Consider the following 21,344-nt stretch of genomic DNA (forward strand, 5'->3'; position numbering starts at 1 on the left):
CCCGACCAGATCGCTGGAGCCTCGCGCGTGAACACCACCACCGGCTCGCCCCGCTGTGCCGCTGTCATCGTCCTCGCCGCCGGTGAGGGCACCCGGATGAAGTCCGCGACCCCCAAGGTCCTGCACCGGATCGGCGGCCGGACCCTCGTGGGGCATGCGATCGCCGCGGCCCGTGCCGTGACCCCCGAGTACCTCGCCGTCGTGGTCCGGCACGAGCGGGCCCTCGTGGCGGCTCACGTCACCGAGGTCGACCCGCAGGCGGTGATCGCCGACCAGGACGACGTCATGGGCACCGGCCGCGCCACGGAGTGTGCCCTCGACGCCCTGCCCCAGGGCCTTCAGGGCACCGTCCTGGTGACGTATGGCGACGTGCCGCTGCTGGCGGGCGACACCCTGCAGTCGTTGCTCGAGGAGCACGTCGCGACCCAGAGTGCGGTCACCGTCATCACCGCCCACCTCGCTGACCCGACTGGCTACGGCCGGATCCTGCGCGGCCGTGATGGTGGGGTCGAGGGCATCGTCGAGCAGAAGGACGCCACCGACGAGCAGCGGGCCATCACCGAGATCAACTCCGGGATCTATGCCTTCGACGCCACGGTGCTCGTCGAGGCGCTCGGCAAGGTCGGCACCGACAACGTCCAGGGCGAGAAGTACCTCACCGACGTCCTCGCGATCGCCCGCGAGGCTGGTGGCCGGGTCAGCGCGCACCTCATCGCCGACCTCTGGCAGACAGAGGGCGTCAACGACCGGGTCCAGCTCGCCCGGCTCGGCAAGGAGCTGAACCGCCGCACGACCGAGCGCTGGATGCGCGAGGGGGTGACGATCGTCGACCCAGACACCACCTGGATCGACACGGACGTCACCATCGGCCGCGACGCGACCGTCCTCCCCGGCACGCAGCTCTTCGGCGCCACGACGATCGGCGAGGGCGCCACGATCGGCCCGGACACCACGCTGACCGACACGGAGGTCGGCCCTTCGGCCGTCGTCAAGCGGACCGAGGCCCTGTTGTCCGTGATCGGCGCCGGGGCGAACGTCGGCCCGTTCTCCTACCTGCGCCCGGGCACCGAGCTCGGCGCGAAGGGCAAGATCGGCGGTTTCGTCGAGACCAAGAACGCCAAGATCGGCGACGGGGCCAAGGTGCCACACCTCACGTATGCCGGTGACGTCACCATCGGGGAGGGCGCCAACATCGGCGCGGGCACCATCGTCGCCAACTACGACGGCGTGGCGAAGCACCACACCACGGTGGGCAGGCACAGTTTCGTCGGCTCCGACTCCGTCCTGGTGGCACCGGTGACGATCGCCGACGGCGCCTACGTCGCGGCCGGGTCCACCGTGACCGCCGACGTGGAGCCGGGCCAGATCGTCGTCGCCCGCGCGCGGCAGCGCAACATCGACGGCTGGGTCGCGAGGGCCCGAGCAGGCACCAAGACCGCCAAGGCGGCCGACGAGGCAACCGCGAAGGCGGGCCCCGCGGTCAGCGCGGCACCAGACGCGACGGCGGCCCACGACCCAGCCGCGCGGCATACCGAGGAATCCACGGAAGGGCAGGCCCACGCGTGACCGGCATCACGAAGACCACCGAGAAGAACCTGATGGTCTTCTCAGGGCGGGCCAACCCCGAGCTCGCCGAGGAGGTCGCCAGCATGCTCGGCACCAACCTCGTCCCGACCAGCGCCTACGACTTCGCCAACGGCGAGATCTACGTGCGCTACGAGGAGTCGGTGCGCGGGTCGGACGCGTTCGTCATCCAGAGCCACACCACGCCCATCAACGAGGCGATCATGGAGCAGCTCATCATGATCGACGCGCTGAAGCGGGCCAGTGCCAAGCGGATCACCGTCGTCCTGCCGTTCTACGGCTACGCCCGCCAGGACAAGAAGCACCGGGGCCGTGAACCGATCTCCGCGCGCCTGATGGCCGACCTGTTCAAGACCGCCGGCGCCAACCGGCTGATGGCCGTCGACCTGCACACGGCGCAGATCCAGGGCTTCTTCGACGGACCCGTCGACCACCTGATGGCCTTGCCCATCCTCGCCGACCACGTCGCCGAGAAGTACGGCAACGAGAAGCTCGCCGTCGTCTCGCCGGACGCCGGCCGGATCAAGGTCGCCGAGCAGTGGTCGCAGCGACTCGGTGGCGCCCCACTGGCCTTCATCCACAAGACGCGTGACATCAACCGCCCCAACGAAACCGTGGCCAACCGCGTCGTCGGTGAGGTCAAGGGCCGGGTCTGTGTCCTCGTCGACGACATGATCGACACCGGGGGCACGATCACCAAGGCGGCTGACGCGCTGATGGCCGAGGGCGCCGCGGGTGTCGTGATCGCCGCGACACACGCGATCCTGTCCGGGCCGGCCATCGACCGACTCAAGAACTGCAGCGCCGCAGAGGTCATCGTCACCAACACGCTGCCGATCGACGAGGCGCACGAGTTCGACAAGCTCACCGTGCTCTCGATCGCGCCGCTGATCAGCCGCGCGATCCAGGAAGTCTTCGAGGACGGCTCGGTGACGAGCCTGTTCGAGGGCCACGCCTGACCCGCGGCTCGTCCCCTGAGTTCTGCTAGCAGAAGTTAGGGGTGTCAGCGGGGGTCAGCGCGTGGTGACGGCTTTGCGGGCTCGGTATGCCGCGACGTTGGCGCGGTTGCCGCACCCTCCGTCGCAGAACCGCTTGGACCGGTTCTTGGACAGGTCGACGACGACGTCCTGGCAGTCGTCGGCGGCGCAGACCCGGAGCCGGGCCAGCTCGTCCGCCCGGATCACGTCGACCATCGCCATCGCGGCCTCCACCGCCATGCGGGTGGCCAGCGGCGCCTCGGGCGGCGTGGCGTGCAGGTGCCAGGACCACTCACCGTGCCGCACGAGCTGGGGTAGCGCTCCCGCTTCGGCCAGCAGGTCGTTGACCAGCTCGACCGCCTCGTCGGTATCGGCGGTCCAGAGCGTGCGCAGCCTGGGACGCAGGGCGTGGACGCTGGCGAGCTCGGCGTCGTCGTGGGCGTGCGAGCCGGTCCACTCCCACTCCTGCACGAAGGCGTCGAGGTCGGCGACGGTGGCGAGGTCCTCGCTGTCGCCCGGCAGGGTCGCGGCCGTGTTGACCAGGGCGGCGGCACCGCGGAGCGCCACCTCCGTGTCATGGGCAAACAGCATCTTGACTCCTGACATGCTGGATCGGTAGTGTCACGAGTATAAGACGGTTTGCTGGTTACAGTTGCGAGTTCGGGACATGGTGGAGACTGTGGGACGGAGTGGGGTCATGAGGGCACGGTCGACGGGTTTCGGCCTCTGGCTGGCACTGGCGTCCGCCGCGACCTTCGGCAGCAGTGGGCCGTTCGCCAAGTCGCTGCTGGTGGAGGGCTGGAGCTCCGGAGCCATCGTGCTGCTCCGGGTCGCCGGCGCCACGCTCGTCCTGGCGGTGCCGACGATCCTCGCCCTGCGCGGTCGCTGGTCCCTCGTCCGCGAGAACCTGCCGGCGGTACTCGCCTACGGTGCGGTCGCGGTGGCCGGCTGCCAGGTGGCCTACTTCTACGCCGTGCAGCGGCTCGACGTCGGTGTGGCGCTCCTGCTGGAGTACCTCGGCGTCGTGCTCGTCGTCCTGTGGGTCTGGCTGCGCACCAGGCGGACGCCGAGCCCCCTGACGGGGTTGGGCGTCGTCCTCGCGATCCTCGGCCTGGTGCTGGTCCTCGACCTCTCCGGGCAGGCCCGACCCGACCTCGTCGGGGTCGCGTGGGGTCTGGTGGCCGCCACCGGGCTGGCCACCTTCTTCGTCCTCGCCGCCGAGGAGAGCAGCCTGCCGCCGGTGGCGCTCGCGGGCCTGGGGATGGGTGCGGGCGCTCTCGCCCTCGGCATGCTGGGGGCCGTCGGCGTCATCCCGCTGACCTTCGCCTCGGCTCCCGTCGAGCTGATGGGCCGCGAGGCCCCGTGGTGGGTCGCCATCGGCGAGCTGGCCCTCATCGCCGCCGCCGCGGCATACCTGCTCGGGGTGACGGCAGCCCGGGTGCTGGGTTCCACGGTCGCCTCCTTCGTGGGCCTGACCGAGGTGCTGTTCGCCGTGGTCTTCGCGTGGGTGCTGCTCGACGAGCTCCCGGGTCTGATGCAGCTGGCCGGTGGCGCCTGCATCGTGGGCGGGGTCGTCGCGGTCCGGCTCGGGGAGCTGCGCCGGGACCGCTCGGCGAGGGCCACCGCGGCCGTCGACGAGGCGGATTTCCCTCTCCCCGCGGGCGTCGCCTAGACTCTGCGGGTTGCCTCGGCGAGGGACACTGCACGGCTGCCACCACCTGGGGGCCGGTCACGTCCGTAATTCGACGCGGTGTGGTCTCCGTGCTGCGCCCCGCGTCGAGGCCCACCGCATCCTCGAGTCCCCCACCGCACAGGAGATTTCCGTGTCTGACAACAAGCTCGTCGCAGAGACGCGCACGCAGTTCGGCAAGGGCGCTGCCCGCAAGATTCGCCGCGACCACAAGATCCCCGCCGTCATGTACGGCCACGGCGCCGAGCCCGTGCACATCACCCTCCCCGGCCACGACACGATGATGGCCCTCAAGGTCGCCAACGCGCTGCTCACGATCGTCATCGACGGTGACGAGCAGCTGGCCCTGGCCAAGGACGTGCAGCGCGACCCGATCAAGCCGGTCATCGAGCACATCGACCTCGTCATCGTCCGCAAGGGCGAGAAGGTCACCGTCGACGTGCCGGTTCACATCGAGGGCGAAGCCGCTCCCGAGACCATCGTGACCCTGGACGCCCAGACCATCCAGCTCGAGGTCGAGGCCACCCACATCCCCGAGAACGTCGTCGTCTCCGTCGAGGGCCTGGAGGCCGGCACGCAGATCAAGGCGTCCGAGCTCCAGCTCCCGGCCGGGTCCACCCTCGTCGTCGACGCGGACACCCTGGTCGTCAACATCACCCAGCAGATCTCGCAGGAGGCGCTGGACGCCGAGATGGCAGAGGCCGAGGCCGAGGCCGGCATCGAGCACGAGGAGCCCGGCGCAGCCGAGGCCACCGAGGGCGAAGCCGCCGAGGGTGCCGAGGGCGAGGCCCCCGAGGGCGAGAAGGCCGAGTCCGAGGACGCCTGAGTCCCGCTCACCGTTGTATGCCGGAAGGCCAGGTCCCCTGAGCAGTGTCATGGGGGACCTGGCCTTCCGGCATACTTGCGCCCCGTGAGTGACGACGGCAGCTGGCTCGTGGTGGGCCTGGGCAACCCCGGTCCCAAGTACGCCGGCAACCGGCACAACGTGGGCGCCATGGTGGTCGACGAGCTCGCGTCGCGCGCGAGCTCGAAGCTCTCGGCGCACAAGGCCCGCGCGGCAGCTGCCACGGTACGGATCGGCATGCTGCCCGGCGGGGCGCCCGGACCGGCCGCCGTCGTCGCGGTCCCCTCGTCCTACATGAACGAGTCGGGTGGACCGGTCAAGGCACTGATGAGCTTCTTCTCCGTCGAGGTCGACCGGCTCCTCGTCGTCCACGACGAGCTCGACATCCCGGCCGGCGACGTCCGGCTCAAGAAGGGCGGGGGAGAGGGCGGCCACAACGGACTGCGCTCGATCAGCTCTGCCCTCGGCACCAAGGACTACCTCCGGGTCCGGGTCGGGATCGGCCGCCCGCCCGGTCGGATGGATGCGGCCGACTTCGTGCTCCGCGACTTCGGCACCGCCGAACGCAAGGAGCTGCCGTTCCTGGTCGGCGATGCGGCGGACGCTGTCGAGATGGTCGTGACGCACGGACTGGTCGCGGCCCAGCAGAAGTTCCACAGCCCCGCCTGAAAATGGTCAGTGACTAGTCACTGACCATTTTTCGGCCCCCGTTCGCGGCGCCTCGGGCGATCGTGTCCACCCCGTGCGGAATGGCGAATGGACGCTGTCGGAACCGTCCGGACCTTGGCGTGGTGATTGCTGCCCGGACGGCTCCGTCACCCGTATGAGAAGGCTACGCACGGTGCTGTAGTAGGCCCGTCCAGAAGGCCCTCGCCTGCGGGGCGTAGGTAGCGAAATCCGTTGCGGCCTAACCTATTTCACAGGGTACACATCACTCTGTTGGGTCTGTTGGAGTTCCGCGTCGCGGGTCTACGGTGCCAGCAGAAACGGTGGTGCGGGGGAGACGGTCATGGCGGAGATTGCGGGAGCGGGGCGGCAGGGAATGGGCATGACGGAGTACGTCGGGGCCAACGGGGCAGCTCTGTCCCGACGCCTTCGCCGGGCCGGCCTGTCCACCCGGCCGCCGCTGGTGTCCCACCGGGCGAACGAGACGGACGGGCCGATCGAGACCCACCGGGCTCAGCGGACCGCGACCGCACTGCCGGCCAGGACCAAGCGGTCGTCCTGGAACGTCGCCTACCGTCGCCGCGCGATCGTCGGCGACCTGCTCGTCGCCGCCGTCGCCGGCATCACCACCGTTCTGGTCGCCATGCCGGGCACGACCACCCTGGCGCGGATCCTCGTCACCCTGGCACTGCCCGTCCTCTGGCTCTCCGTGCTCGCCCTCTCGCACGGCTACGAGCGCCGCTTCGCCGGATCCGGTCCCGAGGAGTACCGCGCGGTGATGCGGTCGTCGCTGTACCTCGTCGGGGCCGCCGCGTTCCTGTCGTACGCCGCGCACGTCGACGTCCCGAGGCGCACCAGCCTCGTCGCGGTGACGTTGCTGTTCGTGCTCGGCATCTACTCGCGTCAGGTGGTGCGCAAGGACCTGTATCGGCGGCGCTCGGCCGGGACCGAGACCCAGGCGACGGTCATCATCGGGAACGCCAAGTCCGTGCTGCCCATGATCCGTGAGATCCAGCGGGCGCCCCAGCAGGGGCTGCGCGTCGTCGCGGCCTGTGTCTCCGGCCTCGACCTCAGCGGGGACACCCCCTCCGAGGTGGAGGGGGTGCCGGTCTTCGGCTACCCGGAGGAGGCCATGTCGGCCGTCGACCTGTTCGACGCCGACGTCGTCGCCGTGTCCAGTGACCCGGACCTGCACGGACCGGAACTGCGCCGGCTGGCCTGGTCGCTCGAGGAGCGTGAGGTCGAGCTGGTCGTGTCGCCGGGGCTCCTCGGCGTGGCCGGTCCGCGCCTGTCCATCCGACCGACGGCCGGTATGCCGTTGCTGCACATCGAGCGCCCGGTCATGTCCGGAGCCCGTCGCGTCGTGAAGTCAGTCGTCGACAAGGCCCTCACTGCCCTGCTGGTGGTCGTGGCCCTTCCGGGCATCGTGGTCGTCGCTGTGGCCATCCGGCTCGACTCGCCCGGGCCGGTGCTGTTCCGTCAGACCCGCGTCGGCGCCAGGGGCGAAGAGTTCCAGATGCTCAAGTTCCGGACCATGTGCGTCGAGGCCGAGGCTCGCCTTGCCGAGCTGCAGGGCGACGCCGGCAACGACGTCCTGTTCAAGATGAAGGCCGACCCCAGGGTGACCCGGGTCGGGCGGGTGCTGCGCCGGTTCTCCCTGGACGAGCTGCCGCAGCTCGCCAACGTCTTGCGCGGCGAGATGTCGCTCGTGGGCCCTCGGCCCCCACTGATGCGCGAGGTGGAGGGCTACGAGCCGGACGCAGTGCGTCGCCTCCGCGTCAAGCCCGGCCTCACCGGCCTCTGGCAGGTCAGTGGACGCAGCGACCTCACGTGGGACGAGTCGTTGCGGCTCGACCTCTGGTACGTGGACAACTGGTGCCTGGCGCTGGACCTGCAGATCCTGGCCCGCACGGCGCGCGCCGTCATCCGTGGCCGTGGAGCCTACTGACCGGACCGGCGGATCCTGCTGACCGGACCACTGGACGCTGGCGGAGCTCGACCTCCTGCACTTGCATGAGGCGCCGCAGCACCGCGAGGGCAGACAGTGAGGTGTGCGTCGCGATGGGGCGTTCGTGGCACGCCGGTGGTGTGTCGCGGCAGAGAGATACGAGGACCGAGGGGGTCCGCATGCGGGTGTTGGTAACGGGAGACCGCGGGTACATCGGTGCCGTGATGGTGCCGGTGCTGAGGGAGGCCGGTCACGAGGTCGTCGGGCTCGACGCCCAGTGGTACGAGGGCTGCGACTTCGGTGAGGTGTCGGCCGACTACGAGATGCGGGTCGGGGACATCCGGGACGTGACCAGCGGCGACCTCGAGGGCTTCGACGCGGTGATCCACCTTGCCGCGATCTCCAACGACCCGATCGGTCACCTCAACCCGGGTGCCACCTATGACGTGAACGGTCACGCCGCGGTCCACGTGGCCGCCATGGCCAAGGCCGCCGGTGTGCCGCGCTTCCTCTTCTCGTCCTCCTGCTCGCTCTACGGCGCCGCGGGTGACGAGGCCGTCACCGAGGAGGCCACCTTCAACCCGGTGACGCCCTACGGCGAGAGCAAGGTCATCGCGGAAGAGGGCATCAGCAAGCTGGCCGACGACGCGTTCAGCCCCACCTACCTGCGCAACGCGACGGCATACGGCTCCTCGCCTCGGCTTCGGGCCGACATCGTCGTGAACAACCTCACGGGCACCGCCTTCACGCGGGGACAGGTCAGGCTCGAGTCGGACGGCTCGCCGTGGCGGCCCCTCGTCCACGTCCGCGACATCTGCTCGGCGTTCGTCGCCGCACTCGAGGCCCCGCGGGAGCTCGTGCACAACCAGGCGTTCAACGTCGGCCGGGACGAGGACGTCATGCAGATCCGCGACATCGCGCTGCAGGTTGCCAGCCACCTCGACGCCCCGGTGACCTTCGCCGAGGGTGCCGGGCCCGACACCCGCAACTACCGCGTGGACTTCAGCAAGATCGGCGCGGTTCTGCCCGCCTTCAGCCCCGCGTGGACGGTCCCGCAGGGGATCGTCGAGCTCAGCGGGCACATGCGTGACTTCGAGCTCACCGCGGAGCAGTTCGAAGGGTCCCGGTTCACGCGTCTGGCCCGCATCCGCGAACTGGTCGCCCAGGGGCGCCTCGATGACGACCTGCGGCTGACCGACCAGGTCCCCGCGGCAGTCGGTGAGGCGGTGGCCAGGTGAAGGTCGTCCTCTTCTGTGGTGGCCTGGGCATGCGGATGCGGTCCGGACCCGACTCGCTGCCCAAGCCCATGATGCCGATCGGCTCGCGGCCCGCGCTGTGGCACGTCATGCGCTACTACGCGCACTTCGGTCACACGGAGTTCATCCTCTGTCTCGGCTTCGGCGCCAAGGCCGTCAAGGACTACTTCCTGGACTACCGCGAGACGGAGAGCAACGACTTCGTCCTGTCCAAGGGAGGCGCCAGCATCGAGATGCTGGGCAGCGACATCAGCGACTGGCGAATCACGTTCGTGGACACCGGGATCGACACTGCCATCGGCGAGCGCCTGCGCCGCGTCCGTCCCTACCTCGAGGATGACGAGGCCTTCCTGGCGAGCTACGGGGACGTCCTGACGGACGCTCCCCTCGACACCATCATCGCCGACTTCCTGCGCACCGACTCGGTGGGCGCCCTGCTCGCGGTGCGTCCCCAGGACTCGTTCCACATCGTGGGGATCGGGGACGACCAGCTGGTGACGGGGTTCCTCCCCGCCGGCGACATGAACCTGCGGATCAACGGTGGGTTCTTCACGCTGCGACAAGGGATCTTCGACTACCTCCATGAGGGCGAGGACCTGGTCATGAACGCGTGCGTTCGGGCGGCCGCCGCCGGGCGTCTCCGGGCGGTGGCCTACGACGGCTTCTGGGCGCCCATGGACACCCTCAAGGAGAGGGCCTACCTGGAGGACCTGTACCGCACCGGCGCCTCGCCCTGGACCTTGTGGCGAACGCCGGCGAACGGCGCCCGTCGGTTGCCATCGGTCGACGTGCCGGATGTTGCCATGTCTCCGTCACCCGTGGCTTGACGCATGCTGTCCCTGAGTCTTCCGAGGGGTGCCGACGTACTCTGTCTCGGCGCTCACCCCGATGACATCGAGATCGGTTGTGGCGGAACGCTGCTCGCCCTCTCGGAGAGGTATGCCGTCCGGGCCAGGAGCGTCGTGATGACCGGATCGGCGGAACGGGTGAAGGAAGCGCAGGACGCAGCCCAGCTCTTCGTGCCGGGAGCCACGTCAACGTTCGTCGGCCTGCGCGACGGCAGGCTTCCGGCCCAGTGGGACCAGGTCAAGCAGGCCCTGGAGGACGAGGCCGCCGCGGGGGCGACGCCGGACCTGATCCTCTGCCCGCGGCCCGACGACGCCCACCAGGACCACCGCCTGATCGCGGAACTCGTCCCGACGGTCTGGCGACGGAGCCTGGTGCTGCACTACGAGATTCCCAAGTGGGATGGCGACCTCGGCGCGGTCACGCACTACGTCCCGCTCACCGCAGAGCTGGCGCGCCGCAAGGTCGAACTGCTCACCAAGGCATACCCGTCCCAACAGGACCGGGACTGGTGGGACGACGAGACCTTCCTGTCGATCCTGCGCCTTCGTGGGGTGGAGTGTCGCTCTCGGTATGCCGAGGGATTCGTCGTCAACAAGGCAACAGTGGGGTTCAGCTCATGACCGCAGTCCAGGACCAGCAGCGCGACCTCGAGCTCAGGCGAGGAGACCGTGTGCGACTCAAGAGTGCCGAGGAGATCGCCGCCACCCTCGACGCCGAAGGCCGCACCGACGCGCTTCCCTTCATGTCCGAGCTGTGGGGGTTCGCCGGCCGTGAGCTCACCGTCGCCGCGCGGGCCGACAAGACCTGCGACACCGTCGACATGACCGGCATGAACCGCAAGATGACCCGCACCGTCCACCTCGAGGGGGCTCGCTGCGATGGAGGGGGACACGGGGGCTGCCAGGCCTTCTGCCTGCTGTTCTTCAAGGAGGACTGGCTGGAACGTGTCGAGGGGGCAGAGTCGGCCGATGGGACGGACCCCGTCGACGGAACCGAGCCCGTCCCGGCGACGGAGCAGCAGCGCGCTGTGACGGCCCGACTGGATGACTTCGCCCATGCGGGCGAGAACGTCTACCGGTGCCAGGCAACGGAGCTGCTCCGGGCGTCCAGCCCGCTCGCGGGTCATTCGCACTACGTCGATGACCTCCGGACACGCAACGTGCCCCTGTCCAAGTTCATCAAGGGCATCGCGTTCGCGCTCCTGAACCGCTACCAGCAGGCGTCGCAACGCCTCCCCCGGGTGTTTCGGCTGTTCGACGGACGGCGCGTTCCCCGCGTCCGTGGGCGCGTCGTCGACGGTCAGTGGCCCATGACCGAGCCGCTGAACCTCGAACCGGGGGACCTGGTCGAGGTGCGCAGTCGCGAAGAGATCGAAGCGACGCTGGACGGGTCCCAGAAGAACCGCGGGCTGTGGTTCGACGAGGAGATGCTCGCCCACTGTGGTCGTCGTGGTCGGGTGCACCACCGCGTCGAGCGGCTGGTCGACGAGAAGTCGGGTCGGATGCTCACGGTCAAGAAGGATCTGGTGGTGGTCGAGGGGATGATCGGGTGCGCCGGGGTCTACCACAGCCTCTGCCCGCGCTCGTTCATCGCGATGTGGCGCGAGGCGTGGCTGAGAAGAGTGGAGTGAGGGTGCAAGCGGAGGTGCCTGCCCCAGAGGCCACCGGAGGCGTGGCCGACACCGGCGCGGTGGCACGGGGGACGCGCTACTCCGCCATCGCCCAGGCGGCTACGCAGGTGTTGCGGTTCGGCACCAACGTCGTGCTTGCCCGCCTCCTCACACCCGACGCCTTCGGGGTCGTCGCCATCGCGCTGGTCGTCACGATGTTGCTCGACCAGGTGAAGGACATGGGAACGGGTTCGGCCCTGATCCAGCGACGTGAGGTGGACGACCGGCTGCTCAACTCCGTGTTCTACCTGAACCTCTTCCTCGGGTCCGTCCTCGCGGCTGCCATGTTCGGACTGGCCAGTGTCGTCGCGAGGCTCATGGGCAACCCGGACGCGGAGCCCGCGCTCCGGGCGTTCGCCCTCGTGACCCTGATCACCTCACTGGGCCAGATCCACCACTCGCTGCTGAGGCGGAACCTGAGGTTCTTCGAGCTGGCCGTCGCCATGACCGTCGGTTCGCTGGTCACCGCCCTCGTCGCCATCCCGACGGCGTTCGCCGGCTTCGGCTTCTGGGCACTCGTCTGGGGCACAGGTGCGGGCGCCGTGGCCTCGACCGCCCTGGTGTGGGTGTACGACCGCTGGCGGCCGTCGTGGTCGATCAGCCTGTCGAGCCTGCGCTCGATCTGGTCCTACAGCTACCACCTGTTCCTCTCCAACATCCTCTACCTGGGTTTCAACCAGGTCGACAAGGTCATCATCAGCCACTTCCTCGGCGCCACCCCTCTCGGCGCCTACACGATCGCCCAGCGCACGGTGCTGTCTCCCGTGCAGGCGGTCGGCCAAGCGGTCGGCGAGGTGGCCTTTCCCGCCTTTTCGCGACGACAGGACGACCACCAGGCACTCGGCAACGGCTTCACGCGGGCGTCCGCGGCAATCGCCCTCATCACCTTCCCGGTGACCTTCGGTCTGGCTGCACTGGCAGGCCCGGCCGTCGCAGTCGTCTTCGGCCCCCGGTGGGAGGCGGTCGTTCCCGTGATCCAGGTGCTCGCGCCGGTGGCGGCCCTCCAGTCGGTCACCTTCAACTCCAGCCAGCTGCTGCTCGCCAAGGGACGCAGCGACACGTCATACCGGTGGGGAGTCGTCTACTGCGTCGTCCTCACGACGTTCGAGCTGGTGGGGGTCCGCTGGGGCCTGGTGGGCGTGACCGTCGCCTTCGGGGCGGGAGTGGCGCTCCTCACGCCCTTCTCCCTCATGCTGGCCTTTCGTCCGGTGGGGCTGCGCCTGTGGCACTACACCCGCAGCCTCCTGCCCCACCTCGCGATCAACCTGGTCATGGTCGTGTGCGCGATGACCGCCGCCTGGCTCGTGCGGCGCAGCGGCGGCGGAAGCCTGCCGGAGCTGCTCGCCGGCGCAGCGACCGGGGCCGTGGTCTACGGCGTCCTGATCGGCTGGCTGCGTCCCCTCGGCACGGCAGACGCACTCGCCACCATCGCGAGGCGGCGGGGATGAGCGCCACTCCCGACATCACTGTCGTGATCCCCGTGTACAACCTGGGGGCCCTGCTGCGTGAACAGCTGAACGCCTTGGCCGCCCAGCAGGCCGTGGGGGTGCCGTGGGAGGTCGTGCTGGCGGACAACGGTTGCACCGACGGCTCGCTCGTCGTCGTCCAGGACTTCGTCGACCGGTTGGACCTGCGCCTCGTCGACGCGAAGACACGCCGCGGTCCTGCTCACGCCCGCAACGTCGGGGCCTCGGAGGCGCGAGGAGAGTGGCTCGCCTTCTGCGACGGTGACGACGTGGTGAGTCCCGGCTGGCTGGCACGGCTCTGGGATGCGCGCGGGGCCGGTGATCTCGTCACGGGCCCCTGCGACGTCACACTGCTGAACCGCCCCGCGCTGCTCACGGCACGAGGTGGTGCCGGATACGGACAGTCGCTCCTGCAGGGACCCTGCGAGTTCCTTCCCTTCGCCCCTTCGTGCAACCTCTTCCTGCGGCGTGAGACCTTCGACAGCCTGGGGGGGTGGGACGAGACGCTGCCGTACTGCGAGGACGTCGACTTCAGCTGGCGGGCGCAGCTCCGCGGCGCCACCCTCGAGTTCGCCGAGCGAGCCGTCGTCCACTACCGGTACCGCGGTTCCCCGCGTGAGCTCTACACGCAGATCCGGCGGTACAAGGCGTCAGAGGCGGTGCTGTACCTGCGATACCGCGCTTCTGGCGCCAGCCGGAGCGGGCTCCAGGAGGCCGTCCGCCGACTCTGGTGGATCCTCAGCAGGAGCCCCTATGTCGCCCTCGGTCTGGAGCGCCGGATGAGCTGGTGGGCGGCCGCCGGCGCCATCGTCGGACACGTCCAGGGCAGTCTCGCGCACCGAGTGCTCTACTTCTGAGAGGGATGGGACAGGCATGACGAGGGTTTCAGTTGGGTTGCCGGTCTACAACGGCTCGGCGTACCTCGAGGAAGCTCTGCGCAGCCTCGTCCAGCAGACGCACCGGGACCTCGAGATCATCATCAGCGACAACGGGTCCCACGACGACACACCGGCCATCTGCCGGGGCTTCGCCGAGCGGGACGAGCGGATCCGCTACATCCGCCATGAGGTGAACCGTGGGACCGGCTTCAACCACAGCTTCGTCGCCAGGGAGGCCACGGCTCCGTACTTTCGCTGGTTCGCCTATGACGACCTCCTCGACGAGCGGTGCATCGAAGTCTGCGCGGAGGCCCTGGATGCGAACCCGACGATGGTGCTCGCCTGGCCGGCCACGCGCGTCATCGACGACGAGGGAACCGTCGTCTCGGACTACCGAACAGACCTGCCCTTCGACAACACGTCACCGGTCACCCGGCTTCGCAGCCTGCTCGGGCGCTCGACCGACCAGACCCTGCTGCACATGTGTTACCCGATGTACGGGCTGATGCGGCGGGACGTGCTCCTGCGGACCGGTCTCATGACTTCCACGCCGAGCGCGGACACGATCATGCTGGTGGAGATGGCGCTCCGGGGGCCATGGATCTCGGTGCCCCAACGACTCTTCTCCAACCGCCGACACTCCGCGTCATCGATGATCGGCACCACCCCCGAACAGGTGGCCGCCTACTACGACCCCGCAGCGGGTCGGGTGTTCCCGCTCACCCAGACCCGGCTTGCCATCGGCTACCTGAGGGCCGTGCTGACGACCCCGCTCGGCGCCACCGCGCGCCTGCGCTGCCTGGGTGTCGTCGGCAGGTGGCTGCTGCGCGACCGCCAGAGTCGAGTCATCGTGGGCGAGTGGCGCATCCGGATCCGTCAGTCCGTGCGGGCGAGGCGGGCCTGACCATGACTGGATGCGGGGGTATCGATCTGGGCAAACGCTGGGCCTGCACGAGGCGGCGTGGTTATGGTGAATGGACCAACGGGCCGGCGACAGGGCAGGGGGGTGCAGCGTGGACTCTCTCGATGTCGTCCTAGTGTGCCTCAAGCGGTGGTACATCATGCTGGCTGTCCTCGGCTTGACCGCGGGAGCAGGGATGGGGCTCGTCCAGGCCCAGAAGCCGAGCTACCACGCGTTCGCCACCTACGCGCTGGTCTTCGAGAACGGCGACTCGATCCGGCCGAACGAGCCGGACCCCCGCAATGCGAACCCCCTTGCGGCCAACGGGGGAGCGCTGATCGGCGAGTCGTTGATCTCCTACTTCATGTCCGGTCAGGCGCAGCTCGAGTACGGCGGGGTGGGAAACAGCGGAGACGGCCCCGGCAGGCCGAACACGGACTCGTCGTACTCCGTGGCCCTGCCGTCACAGGGCACCTCTGCCTACGTGGTCGAGACCTGGGGTCCGAGCCGGGTCGGCGTGGAGGAGGTCGTGAACCTCGTCCTCTCCGAAGCTCCCAAGAAGGCAGCGCAGATCCAGACCCTCGCGGGCGCCCCCAGGGCATCCCAGTACACGACGTTCGTCACGTCGCCCACCCAGGTCGTGGTCGTCCCGCCCCAGTCGCGCGTGAAGCTGCTGTTGGCGGTGTCGGCGGTGGGGCTCATGGCAGGCGCAGCGGTGTCCCTCGTGGTCGACCGGATCAGCGCCCGACGCAAGCGCACCCGCGCGGCACGTCGCACCGATCCTGAAGACGGGACCGAGCCCGCCGCTGCTCCCCTCGACATGGTGGCGGCCCCGCCCGACAAGCCTGCGGCCCCGCCCGACAAGCCTGCGGCCCCGCCCGCCAACGGCGCGGCGTCGTCGGCCGCCCCGGATGGGCCGGCACCTCACTCGACCAACGGTCCGGTGGTGCGTCGCGGGGACCCGGAGCGCGAACTCGCCCCTGATCCGGAGCGCGAACTCGCCGCTGATACGGAGCGCGAACTCGCCGCTGATCCGGTCAAGACGATCGGGTAGCCGTGCAACGCGCCGGGGTGGCTCGTCGGCTCCGAGCGGCCGCGCCCACGACAACCGCCCTCCTCGGGCTGGTCGGCCTCTTGGCGTCGCCGCTGCTGCGCGCCCCGATCGTGGCCATCGGGATGATCTCTGTCGCTCTCCTGCTGAGTGTCGTGTCACTGTCGCGGCGGGACGCCGTCACGGTACTCAGCACCTTGCTGGCAGCGCTGTACCTCCTTCCCGGCGGCTACGTCTTCGTGGGCCCGCTGAAGTCCGTGGGAAACCCCGCGGTCCTGCTGGGTCTGTTCGCATTCGGTCTCTGGGCGGCGGCCCGGGTCCTCGGTCTCCTCCCGGCGCGCGTCGGGCACCCGGTCCGCTGGCTGGCGTTCGGCTGGGCCATCACGTCCCTGGTGTCCCTCGTCGCGGGGACGCTGCGCGTCTTGCTGCCCGAGGAGAGCGCGGGGTCCATGCGGCAGCTCTTCCCGTTGGCGGCTGCCCTGGGGATCCTGCTCCTCGCCGTGGACGGGCTGCCCACGCGAGAGGCCGTCCACGACGTGCTCTTCCGCCTGGTGGTCCTCGTCGGCCTGTCCGCCCTCATCGGGATCGCGGAGTTCAGCGTGGGGCTGGACTTCCGCTCGCTGATGCACCTGCCGGGGCTCACCTCCGACATCGGGGGGCATGTGGACACGCGGGCGGGCTTCGTGCGGGTCCAGGCTGCCGCCACCCATCCGATCGAGTACGCCGTCGCCCTGGGCGCAGTCGCCCCCATCGCCATGCACTTCGCCCTCACGCAGGCGCGAAAGTCGCGTCGGGTCATCTCCTGGCTGTCACTCGGCGCCATCGTCACCGTCACCCCGATGACCGTGTCCCGGTCCGGCCTCCTCGGCATGGCCGTGGCCATCGTCGTGTATGCCGTTCACCTGAGCCCGCGTGCTCGGCTGAACGCCGCCATCCTCGGCGTGGTGGGACTTGGCTTGTTCCGAGCGGCGGTGCCCGGTCTCCTCGGCACGCTGCGCGACTTCGTCTTTGCTGGTTCGGCGGACTCCAGCATCTCGGCGAGGACCGAGGACTACGCCCACATCCCGCAGCTCATCAGCGGTCACGAACTGTTCGGACGCGGCCTGGGGACCTTTTCGCCGACGTCCTACTTCTACGTCGACAACCAGTACGTCCTCGCCTATCTCGAGGGCGGCCTGCTCGGGGCCCTGATGCTGTGCGCGCTGTTCGTCGTGGGCATGGGAATCGCCCGCGGCTACAGGAAGCGGTCGACCCGTCCCGACGATCGAGGCCTCGGACAGGCGCTGGCCGCCGCCATCGCGGCGATCGCGGTGTCCGCTGGTGCCTTCGACGAGTTCTCCTTCCGACAGACCCTGTTCACCTTCGCCCTGTTGGTGGGATGTGCCGGCGCGTTGTGGGGGCTGGCTCGAGCGCGTGAGGAGGCGGCAGCGGTGGATGCCGCCCTGAGCGCTGTGGGTTCGGCGGATCACCGTGCCGCGGCACCGGCGGCCTCCTCGTGAATGGCCCCCCCGCGCCCCCGGTCACGTTCGCCCTGGCTTTCCACACGTGGGCGGATGCGGCGGCCCGTGACTTCTCGTGGTCCGCCGACCAGATGGCACACCAGCTCGTGCATGACTCCACGGTTCCCTCAGTGGTCGTGTCCGACCCACTGCGCAACCACCTCGGACGCGTGAAGCGGAGGGCGTTGCCCCCGAACCGGGGGTTCCCGGCCATGGCTAGGCGCTCGCTCGTGCATCCCCGTCGTTGGGCACGGGGCGACGGGGTGGACCTGGGGGCGGCCCAGGCCTACCGGCATCTCGACGACTGGCTCGTGCGCCGTGGTGGTGGCGGGCCGCGGTCCGTGCTGGTGACCTGTCACCCCGTTCATGCCGCTGTGGCGGACCGCCGAAACTGGCGCGACGTCGTCTACTTCGCCTGGGACGACTGGCTGGAGTACCCGCCACTCGCCCCGTCACGCGACCTGTATGCGTGGAGCTACCGAGAGATGGCCGAGCGGGACGTCAAGGTCATCGGCGTCAGCCGGGCAGTGGTCGAGCACATCGGCGCGCCACGGTCCTGGGTGGTGCCCAACGGGGTCGCGCCCGAGAGCTTCCATGCGCTCCCGCCCCTTCCGCAGTGGATCGGTGAGATTCGGGGTCCCATCGCGTTCTACGCCGGTGCGCTCGAGGAGCGGGTCGATGTCGCGAGCCTCGCGAGGACGGCCGCGGAGATGCGGGACTGGTCCTTCCTCCTCGTGGGGCCGATGACGGACCCTGCACGCTTCGCCGACCTGGCCGCGGCGCCGAACGTCCACATTCGGCCGGCCGTGCCTCGTCCCCAGGTGCTCGCGATCGCGGCTGTCGCCGACGTCTGCCTGATCCCGCACCGGGAGACCCCGATGTCGCGGGCAATGAGCCCCTTGAAGCTCTACGAGTACCTCGCATCCGGCCGCCCCGTGGTCGCGTCGGACCTCGAGCCGATGCGAGGCGTCAGCGAGCGCTGCCTGTTGGTCCCGTGCGGCGCGTCCATGACGGACCGGATCCGACGTGCGGCGCAGCTGCCCCCGCAGCCTGAAGCGGACCGCCAGGCGTTCCTGGAGGCGCACTCCTGGTCGAGCCGCTACCAGGTCTGGCGCACCGCAGCGCTTGACGAGGAGGCAGACCGCAACGAGGTGCTGTCATGACCAGAATGGGCCGCGAGGTACGCGGCTGGCTCGTCGACGCGCTACGGCCAGCCGAGCGCCGAAGCAGCACCTGGAGCTCTGGCGGGGCGCCCCCGCCTGACCTCGGCGGCGCGGCTGTCGCGCACGGCGTGGAGGGCTGGGTGCGCGAGGCGGGAGCGGCTGTCGGCATCACGGTGCCCGGCATCGACGCCGCCGTGCACCGCGTGGCTGCACGCCAGCAGCAGGTGGGGGCCAACCTGCGAGAGGCGGCCGCGGCCCTGGGGAGCGCCGACGTCGACTTCATCGTGGTGAAGGGTCCCGCGGTTGCCAGGACCTGCCACACCAATCCACTGCACCGCGCCTACGTCGACCTCGACCTGCTCGTGCGACCCAGGCAGCTGCCGGCGGCGCTGGAGTCGCTCGGACGTGGCGGCTTCACGCTCGTGGATGCGAACTGGCCCCTTCTCTCGCGTGAGGGCGTCCAAGAGCTGCGCCTGACCGGCCCCGCCGGTGGGGCGGTCGACCTGCACTGGTCCTTGGGGTACGCCCGGCCCGAGAGGGACCAGAGCCCTCCCGTCGCCGAGCTGTTGGCTCGGGGCCGTGCCATCGACCTGCAGGGCACCAGGGTGCTGACCCTCGATCGGCTGGACACGCTCGTCCACCTCGCCCTGCACGCGGCACAGTCCGGGGGCAACCGCCTGCTGTGGTTCGCGGACATCCGGGGCGGACTGGCCGCCCTCACGAAACCAGAGGTCGAGCTGCTGCCCGCGCGGGCGCGGCGTTGGCATGCCGGGCCAGCCACGCAGCTGATGTTGACCAGGGCCAGTCGCACGCTCGACATCGAGCTGCCCGCTGGCCTCGTCGTCGAGGTGGGGGGACGCTCACTGTGGAGGGTCGTGGTGGGCGGCGTCGACGGCGTCTGGCCGCCGGAGGCGGTCGTGGACACCGGGTCCGTGGGTCGCCTGCTGGCACGGGCGACCAGCGCCTCGCCGCGACTGAGCATGGCGCGCGCCGTCGGCAAGTCGTTGTCGTGGATGCGCACGCGCGAGGGTGGTCCACTCACGCCGGACAGCGGTCTGTTCGACCCGACGAACGTCGACTCGCCGCTGCGCCCGGACGGTGGGGATCAGGGCGTGGCCGAGTTCGTCGACGCAGTGGTGGAGCAGGCCCGGGCGCGCGGGCGGTGAGGCAACGGGCGCCTCGCCGTGACGGGCCTCAGCCGTCGGACAGCAGGCCGGCCTCGGCCATGGCGTCCAAGGCAGCCAGGATGTCTGCCTCGACGTCGTGCTCCGGCTGGCCGAAGGTCGCGGCGACGCGCGTCACGATGTCTCGAACGGGCCTGATGCCGTCGATTTCCTGGTAGACCGCGGCCGCGGTGCGGTTCAACGACACGGCCTGTCCAGAGCGGGTGTCGAAGACGGACAGCTCGTCACCGACGGCCATGGCCGAGCTGGTGGGCGTCGTCGCCAGCACTGCGTCTGCATCCATTGACGTCACTGTAGCGCCGGCCCCCTACGTCGTTGCTACGTCATCTGGTTGAGCCTCATCTCGGTCGTTTGCCCACTGTGGCGCAGGCAAACCTTCCCTATCGTGGGCACACGCCTTGTTTTGGCCCTAAGCAGCGGAGGATTTCGATGGACCGGTCAGCCGAAGAGCAGCGCAGTTTCACCGTGAGCCGGCGCACCACCTTGCGGGCTGCCGGCGTCGGGATCGCGACGGCCTGGGTGGTGCCGGTGGTCCAGGTGGTGGCGATGGCCTCTGCCCACGCGGCTTCGGGCGCGCCCCGCACTGGAGGCGGCGGCGGAGACCAGGGCGGTGGCGGCCGCGGTGGCGGCGGAGACCAGGGCGGTGGCGGCGGGCGCTAGCCCCAGCCTGGCTGGCGTCGTCCAGCCGAGCACTGGTCGGCAGCCGAGCACTGGTCTGGGCCTACCGGGCTGACCTCGCCTCAGGGCCGAGCGGTCGTCAGGAGACCCGCTCGAACCAGAACGATCCCGGACGCTCGTGTGGGGTCGTCGGAGCTGCGAGCTCGGGGTGTTCCTGCCAGAGCCACGAGGTGAACAGGGTCGTCCGCCACGCGTCGTTGTGCAGCAGGAACGCGTGCAGCAGGTAGAGCTCGGTCCAGTCGCGCCGGTGGTCGAGCCAACCGTCGGGGTACTCGAACGGCCAGAAGACGTCGTGCACGTGGACGAGAACGCCGGGGGCGAGGAGCGGCAGGGTGTGCAGGAAGAGGTGAGCCACGTCGGAGCCGGCCTTGACCACGTGCGTGGAATCGATGAAGAAGATGTCTCCAGGCCCCACCATGGAAGCCAGGTCCTCGGGGCTGATGGTCTGTACCGGCTTCTCGACCAACGTGAGGCGCTCTGAGTCACCGGGCCGCAGGCGTGAACGCAACCGGTCGGCATACGGCTCCACACAGGTGACCGTGAGCTCGGGCAGCTCCTGCTCCGCGACATCGAGCATGACCGCGGTCGAGAATCCCGACCCGATCTCCACGACCCTCTTCGGTCGCCTGTCCAACAGCAGCGACCGCAGGACCGAGGCGTCGGCGGGGCCGTACATGTCGTTCTCGTCGGGAGTCCACCGCCGGACCGGTGGGACGGTGAACTTCAGCCTCCGGGCGAGATCGAGCTGGGCGTCCTCGTTGAGGTCGATCCCGACTGGCGGCCGTCGGCCGGCCTTCGCGCGGGCGATGTCCTCGCCCGACGTGCGCGGCGAGTAGTAGTGCCCCGCGGGGACATACGGACGGTTGCGCAGCTCAGCCTGGACGAGGTCGAACAGCTTCCGGGCGCCCCGCGCGTACCTCATTGCCCACATCCCCTGGCGTCCATGTCCTTCACCCCTCTCGGGGGAGGTGCTCACCCCGGAGCCAGTATGTCAGCCGAGACCAATGCCCGACGAGGCTTTCGAGGCACCCGTGGGCGGAT

At 69.8% G+C, this 21,344-nt stretch carries 21 protein-coding genes; 18 read left to right on the forward strand and 3 right to left on the reverse strand.

Translation table 11 applies throughout. From position 1 onward, the window contains the following. Positions 1-27: 27 nt before the first annotated feature. On the forward strand, positions 28-1,566 hold the full coding sequence (glmU, locus tag AC1DVZ_RS00590) for a bifunctional UDP-N-acetylglucosamine diphosphorylase/glucosamine-1-phosphate N-acetyltransferase GlmU (RefSeq protein ID WP_477616237.1): 1,539 nt from the start codon (positions 28-30) through the stop codon (positions 1,564-1,566). Continuing rightward, the gene (locus AC1DVZ_RS00595) at positions 1,563-2,543 is read left to right on the forward strand and encodes a ribose-phosphate diphosphokinase (protein WP_477616238.1); all 981 of its coding nucleotides are present in this window, start codon (positions 1,563-1,565) and stop codon (positions 2,541-2,543) included. Before glmU ends, AC1DVZ_RS00595 begins: the two co-directional genes overlap by 4 nt. Before the next feature lie 54 nt (positions 2,544-2,597). Here the strand turns inward: AC1DVZ_RS00595 and AC1DVZ_RS00600 are convergent, their stop codons facing one another. After that, on the reverse strand, positions 2,598-3,152 hold the full coding sequence (locus AC1DVZ_RS00600) for a CGNR zinc finger domain-containing protein (RefSeq protein WP_477616239.1): 555 nt from the start codon (positions 3,150-3,152) through the stop codon (positions 2,598-2,600). A 106-nt stretch (positions 3,153-3,258) separates the two neighbouring features. Here AC1DVZ_RS00600 and AC1DVZ_RS00605 point away from each other — a divergent pair, with 106 nt between their 5' ends. The 15 genes from AC1DVZ_RS00605 to AC1DVZ_RS00675 all read left to right on the forward strand — a co-directional run bounded on the left by AC1DVZ_RS00605 (position 3,259) and on the right by AC1DVZ_RS00675 (position 19,607). After that, a complete protein-coding gene (locus tag AC1DVZ_RS00605) occupies positions 3,259-4,233 on the forward strand; it encodes an EamA family transporter (protein ID WP_477616240.1) in 975 nt (324 codons plus the stop codon). Between the two features lie 151 nt (positions 4,234-4,384). Then, the gene (locus AC1DVZ_RS00610) at positions 4,385-5,077 is read left to right on the forward strand and encodes a 50S ribosomal protein L25/general stress protein Ctc (protein ID WP_477616241.1); all 693 of its coding nucleotides are present in this window, start codon (positions 4,385-4,387) and stop codon (positions 5,075-5,077) included. Between the two features lie 84 nt (positions 5,078-5,161). After that, the gene (gene pth, locus AC1DVZ_RS00615) at positions 5,162-5,764 is read left to right on the forward strand and encodes an aminoacyl-tRNA hydrolase (RefSeq protein ID WP_477616242.1); all 603 of its coding nucleotides are present in this window, start codon (positions 5,162-5,164) and stop codon (positions 5,762-5,764) included. Between the two features lie 340 nt (positions 5,765-6,104). Then, positions 6,105-7,709 carry a sugar transferase gene (locus AC1DVZ_RS00620; RefSeq protein WP_477616243.1) on the forward strand — a complete coding sequence of 535 codons (1,605 nt, stop codon included), beginning with the start codon at positions 6,105-6,107 and terminating at the stop codon, positions 7,707-7,709. Positions 7,710-7,888: 179 nt separating this feature from the next. Further along, a complete protein-coding gene (locus AC1DVZ_RS00625; protein ID WP_477616244.1) occupies positions 7,889-8,947 on the forward strand; it encodes an NAD-dependent epimerase/dehydratase family protein in 1,059 nt (352 codons plus the stop codon). Then, a complete protein-coding gene (locus AC1DVZ_RS00630; RefSeq protein WP_477616245.1) occupies positions 8,944-9,792 on the forward strand; it encodes a glycosyltransferase family protein in 849 nt (282 codons plus the stop codon). Before AC1DVZ_RS00625 ends, AC1DVZ_RS00630 begins: the two co-directional genes overlap by 4 nt. A gap of 3 nt (positions 9,793-9,795) precedes the next feature. Further along, a complete protein-coding gene (locus AC1DVZ_RS00635; protein ID WP_477616246.1) occupies positions 9,796-10,434 on the forward strand; it encodes a PIG-L deacetylase family protein in 639 nt (212 codons plus the stop codon). Next, positions 10,431-11,444 (forward strand): hypothetical protein, encoded by a 1,014-nt coding sequence (locus tag AC1DVZ_RS00640; RefSeq protein ID WP_477616247.1) that lies wholly within the window; start codon positions 10,431-10,433, stop codon positions 11,442-11,444. The genes AC1DVZ_RS00635 and AC1DVZ_RS00640 overlap by 4 nt, the downstream gene beginning before the upstream one ends. A 14-nt stretch (positions 11,445-11,458) precedes the next feature. Then, positions 11,459-12,931: an MOP flippase family protein gene (locus AC1DVZ_RS00645; protein WP_477616248.1), complete on the forward strand. Its 1,473-nt coding sequence runs from the start codon at positions 11,459-11,461 to the stop codon at positions 12,929-12,931. Next, the gene (locus AC1DVZ_RS00650) at positions 12,928-13,806 is read left to right on the forward strand and encodes a glycosyltransferase family 2 protein (RefSeq protein ID WP_477616249.1); all 879 of its coding nucleotides are present in this window, start codon (positions 12,928-12,930) and stop codon (positions 13,804-13,806) included. The genes AC1DVZ_RS00645 and AC1DVZ_RS00650 overlap by 4 nt, the downstream gene beginning before the upstream one ends. 16 nt (positions 13,807-13,822) lie before the next feature. Further along, a complete protein-coding gene (locus AC1DVZ_RS00655) occupies positions 13,823-14,731 on the forward strand; it encodes a glycosyltransferase family 2 protein (protein ID WP_477616250.1) in 909 nt (302 codons plus the stop codon). Positions 14,732-14,840: 109 nt separating this feature from the next. Next, positions 14,841-15,782: a hypothetical protein gene (locus tag AC1DVZ_RS00660; protein ID WP_477616251.1), complete on the forward strand. Its 942-nt coding sequence runs from the start codon at positions 14,841-14,843 to the stop codon at positions 15,780-15,782. Positions 15,783-15,799: 17 nt separating this feature from the next. Further along, complete coding sequence (locus AC1DVZ_RS00665) at positions 15,800-17,278, forward strand: O-antigen ligase family protein (protein WP_477616252.1); 1,479 nt, start codon at positions 15,800-15,802, stop codon at positions 17,276-17,278. 212 nt (positions 17,279-17,490) lie between these two features. Continuing rightward, positions 17,491-18,441, forward strand: coding sequence for a glycosyltransferase (locus AC1DVZ_RS00670; protein WP_477616253.1), 951 nt, complete (start codon positions 17,491-17,493; stop codon positions 18,439-18,441). Continuing rightward, the gene (locus AC1DVZ_RS00675) at positions 18,438-19,607 is read left to right on the forward strand and encodes a nucleotidyltransferase family protein (protein WP_477616254.1); all 1,170 of its coding nucleotides are present in this window, start codon (positions 18,438-18,440) and stop codon (positions 19,605-19,607) included. Before AC1DVZ_RS00670 ends, AC1DVZ_RS00675 begins: the two co-directional genes overlap by 4 nt. 28 nt (positions 19,608-19,635) lie before the next feature. Here AC1DVZ_RS00675 and AC1DVZ_RS00680 read toward each other — a convergent pair whose 3' ends face one another. Further along, on the reverse strand, positions 19,636-19,908 hold the full coding sequence (locus tag AC1DVZ_RS00680; RefSeq protein ID WP_477616255.1) for a PqqD family protein: 273 nt from the start codon (positions 19,906-19,908) through the stop codon (positions 19,636-19,638). Between the two features lie 146 nt (positions 19,909-20,054). Here AC1DVZ_RS00680 and AC1DVZ_RS00685 point away from each other — a divergent pair, with 146 nt between their 5' ends. Then, positions 20,055-20,285 (forward strand): hypothetical protein, encoded by a 231-nt coding sequence (locus tag AC1DVZ_RS00685; RefSeq protein ID WP_477616256.1) that lies wholly within the window; start codon positions 20,055-20,057, stop codon positions 20,283-20,285. A gap of 97 nt (positions 20,286-20,382) precedes the next feature. Here AC1DVZ_RS00685 and AC1DVZ_RS00690 read toward each other — a convergent pair whose 3' ends face one another. Beyond that, complete coding sequence (locus AC1DVZ_RS00690) at positions 20,383-21,225, reverse strand: class I SAM-dependent methyltransferase (RefSeq protein WP_477616257.1); 843 nt, start codon at positions 21,223-21,225, stop codon at positions 20,383-20,385. Positions 21,226-21,344: the final 119 nt, after the last annotated feature.

It is taken from the genome of Pedococcus sp. P2_E5, assembly GCF_056403895.1.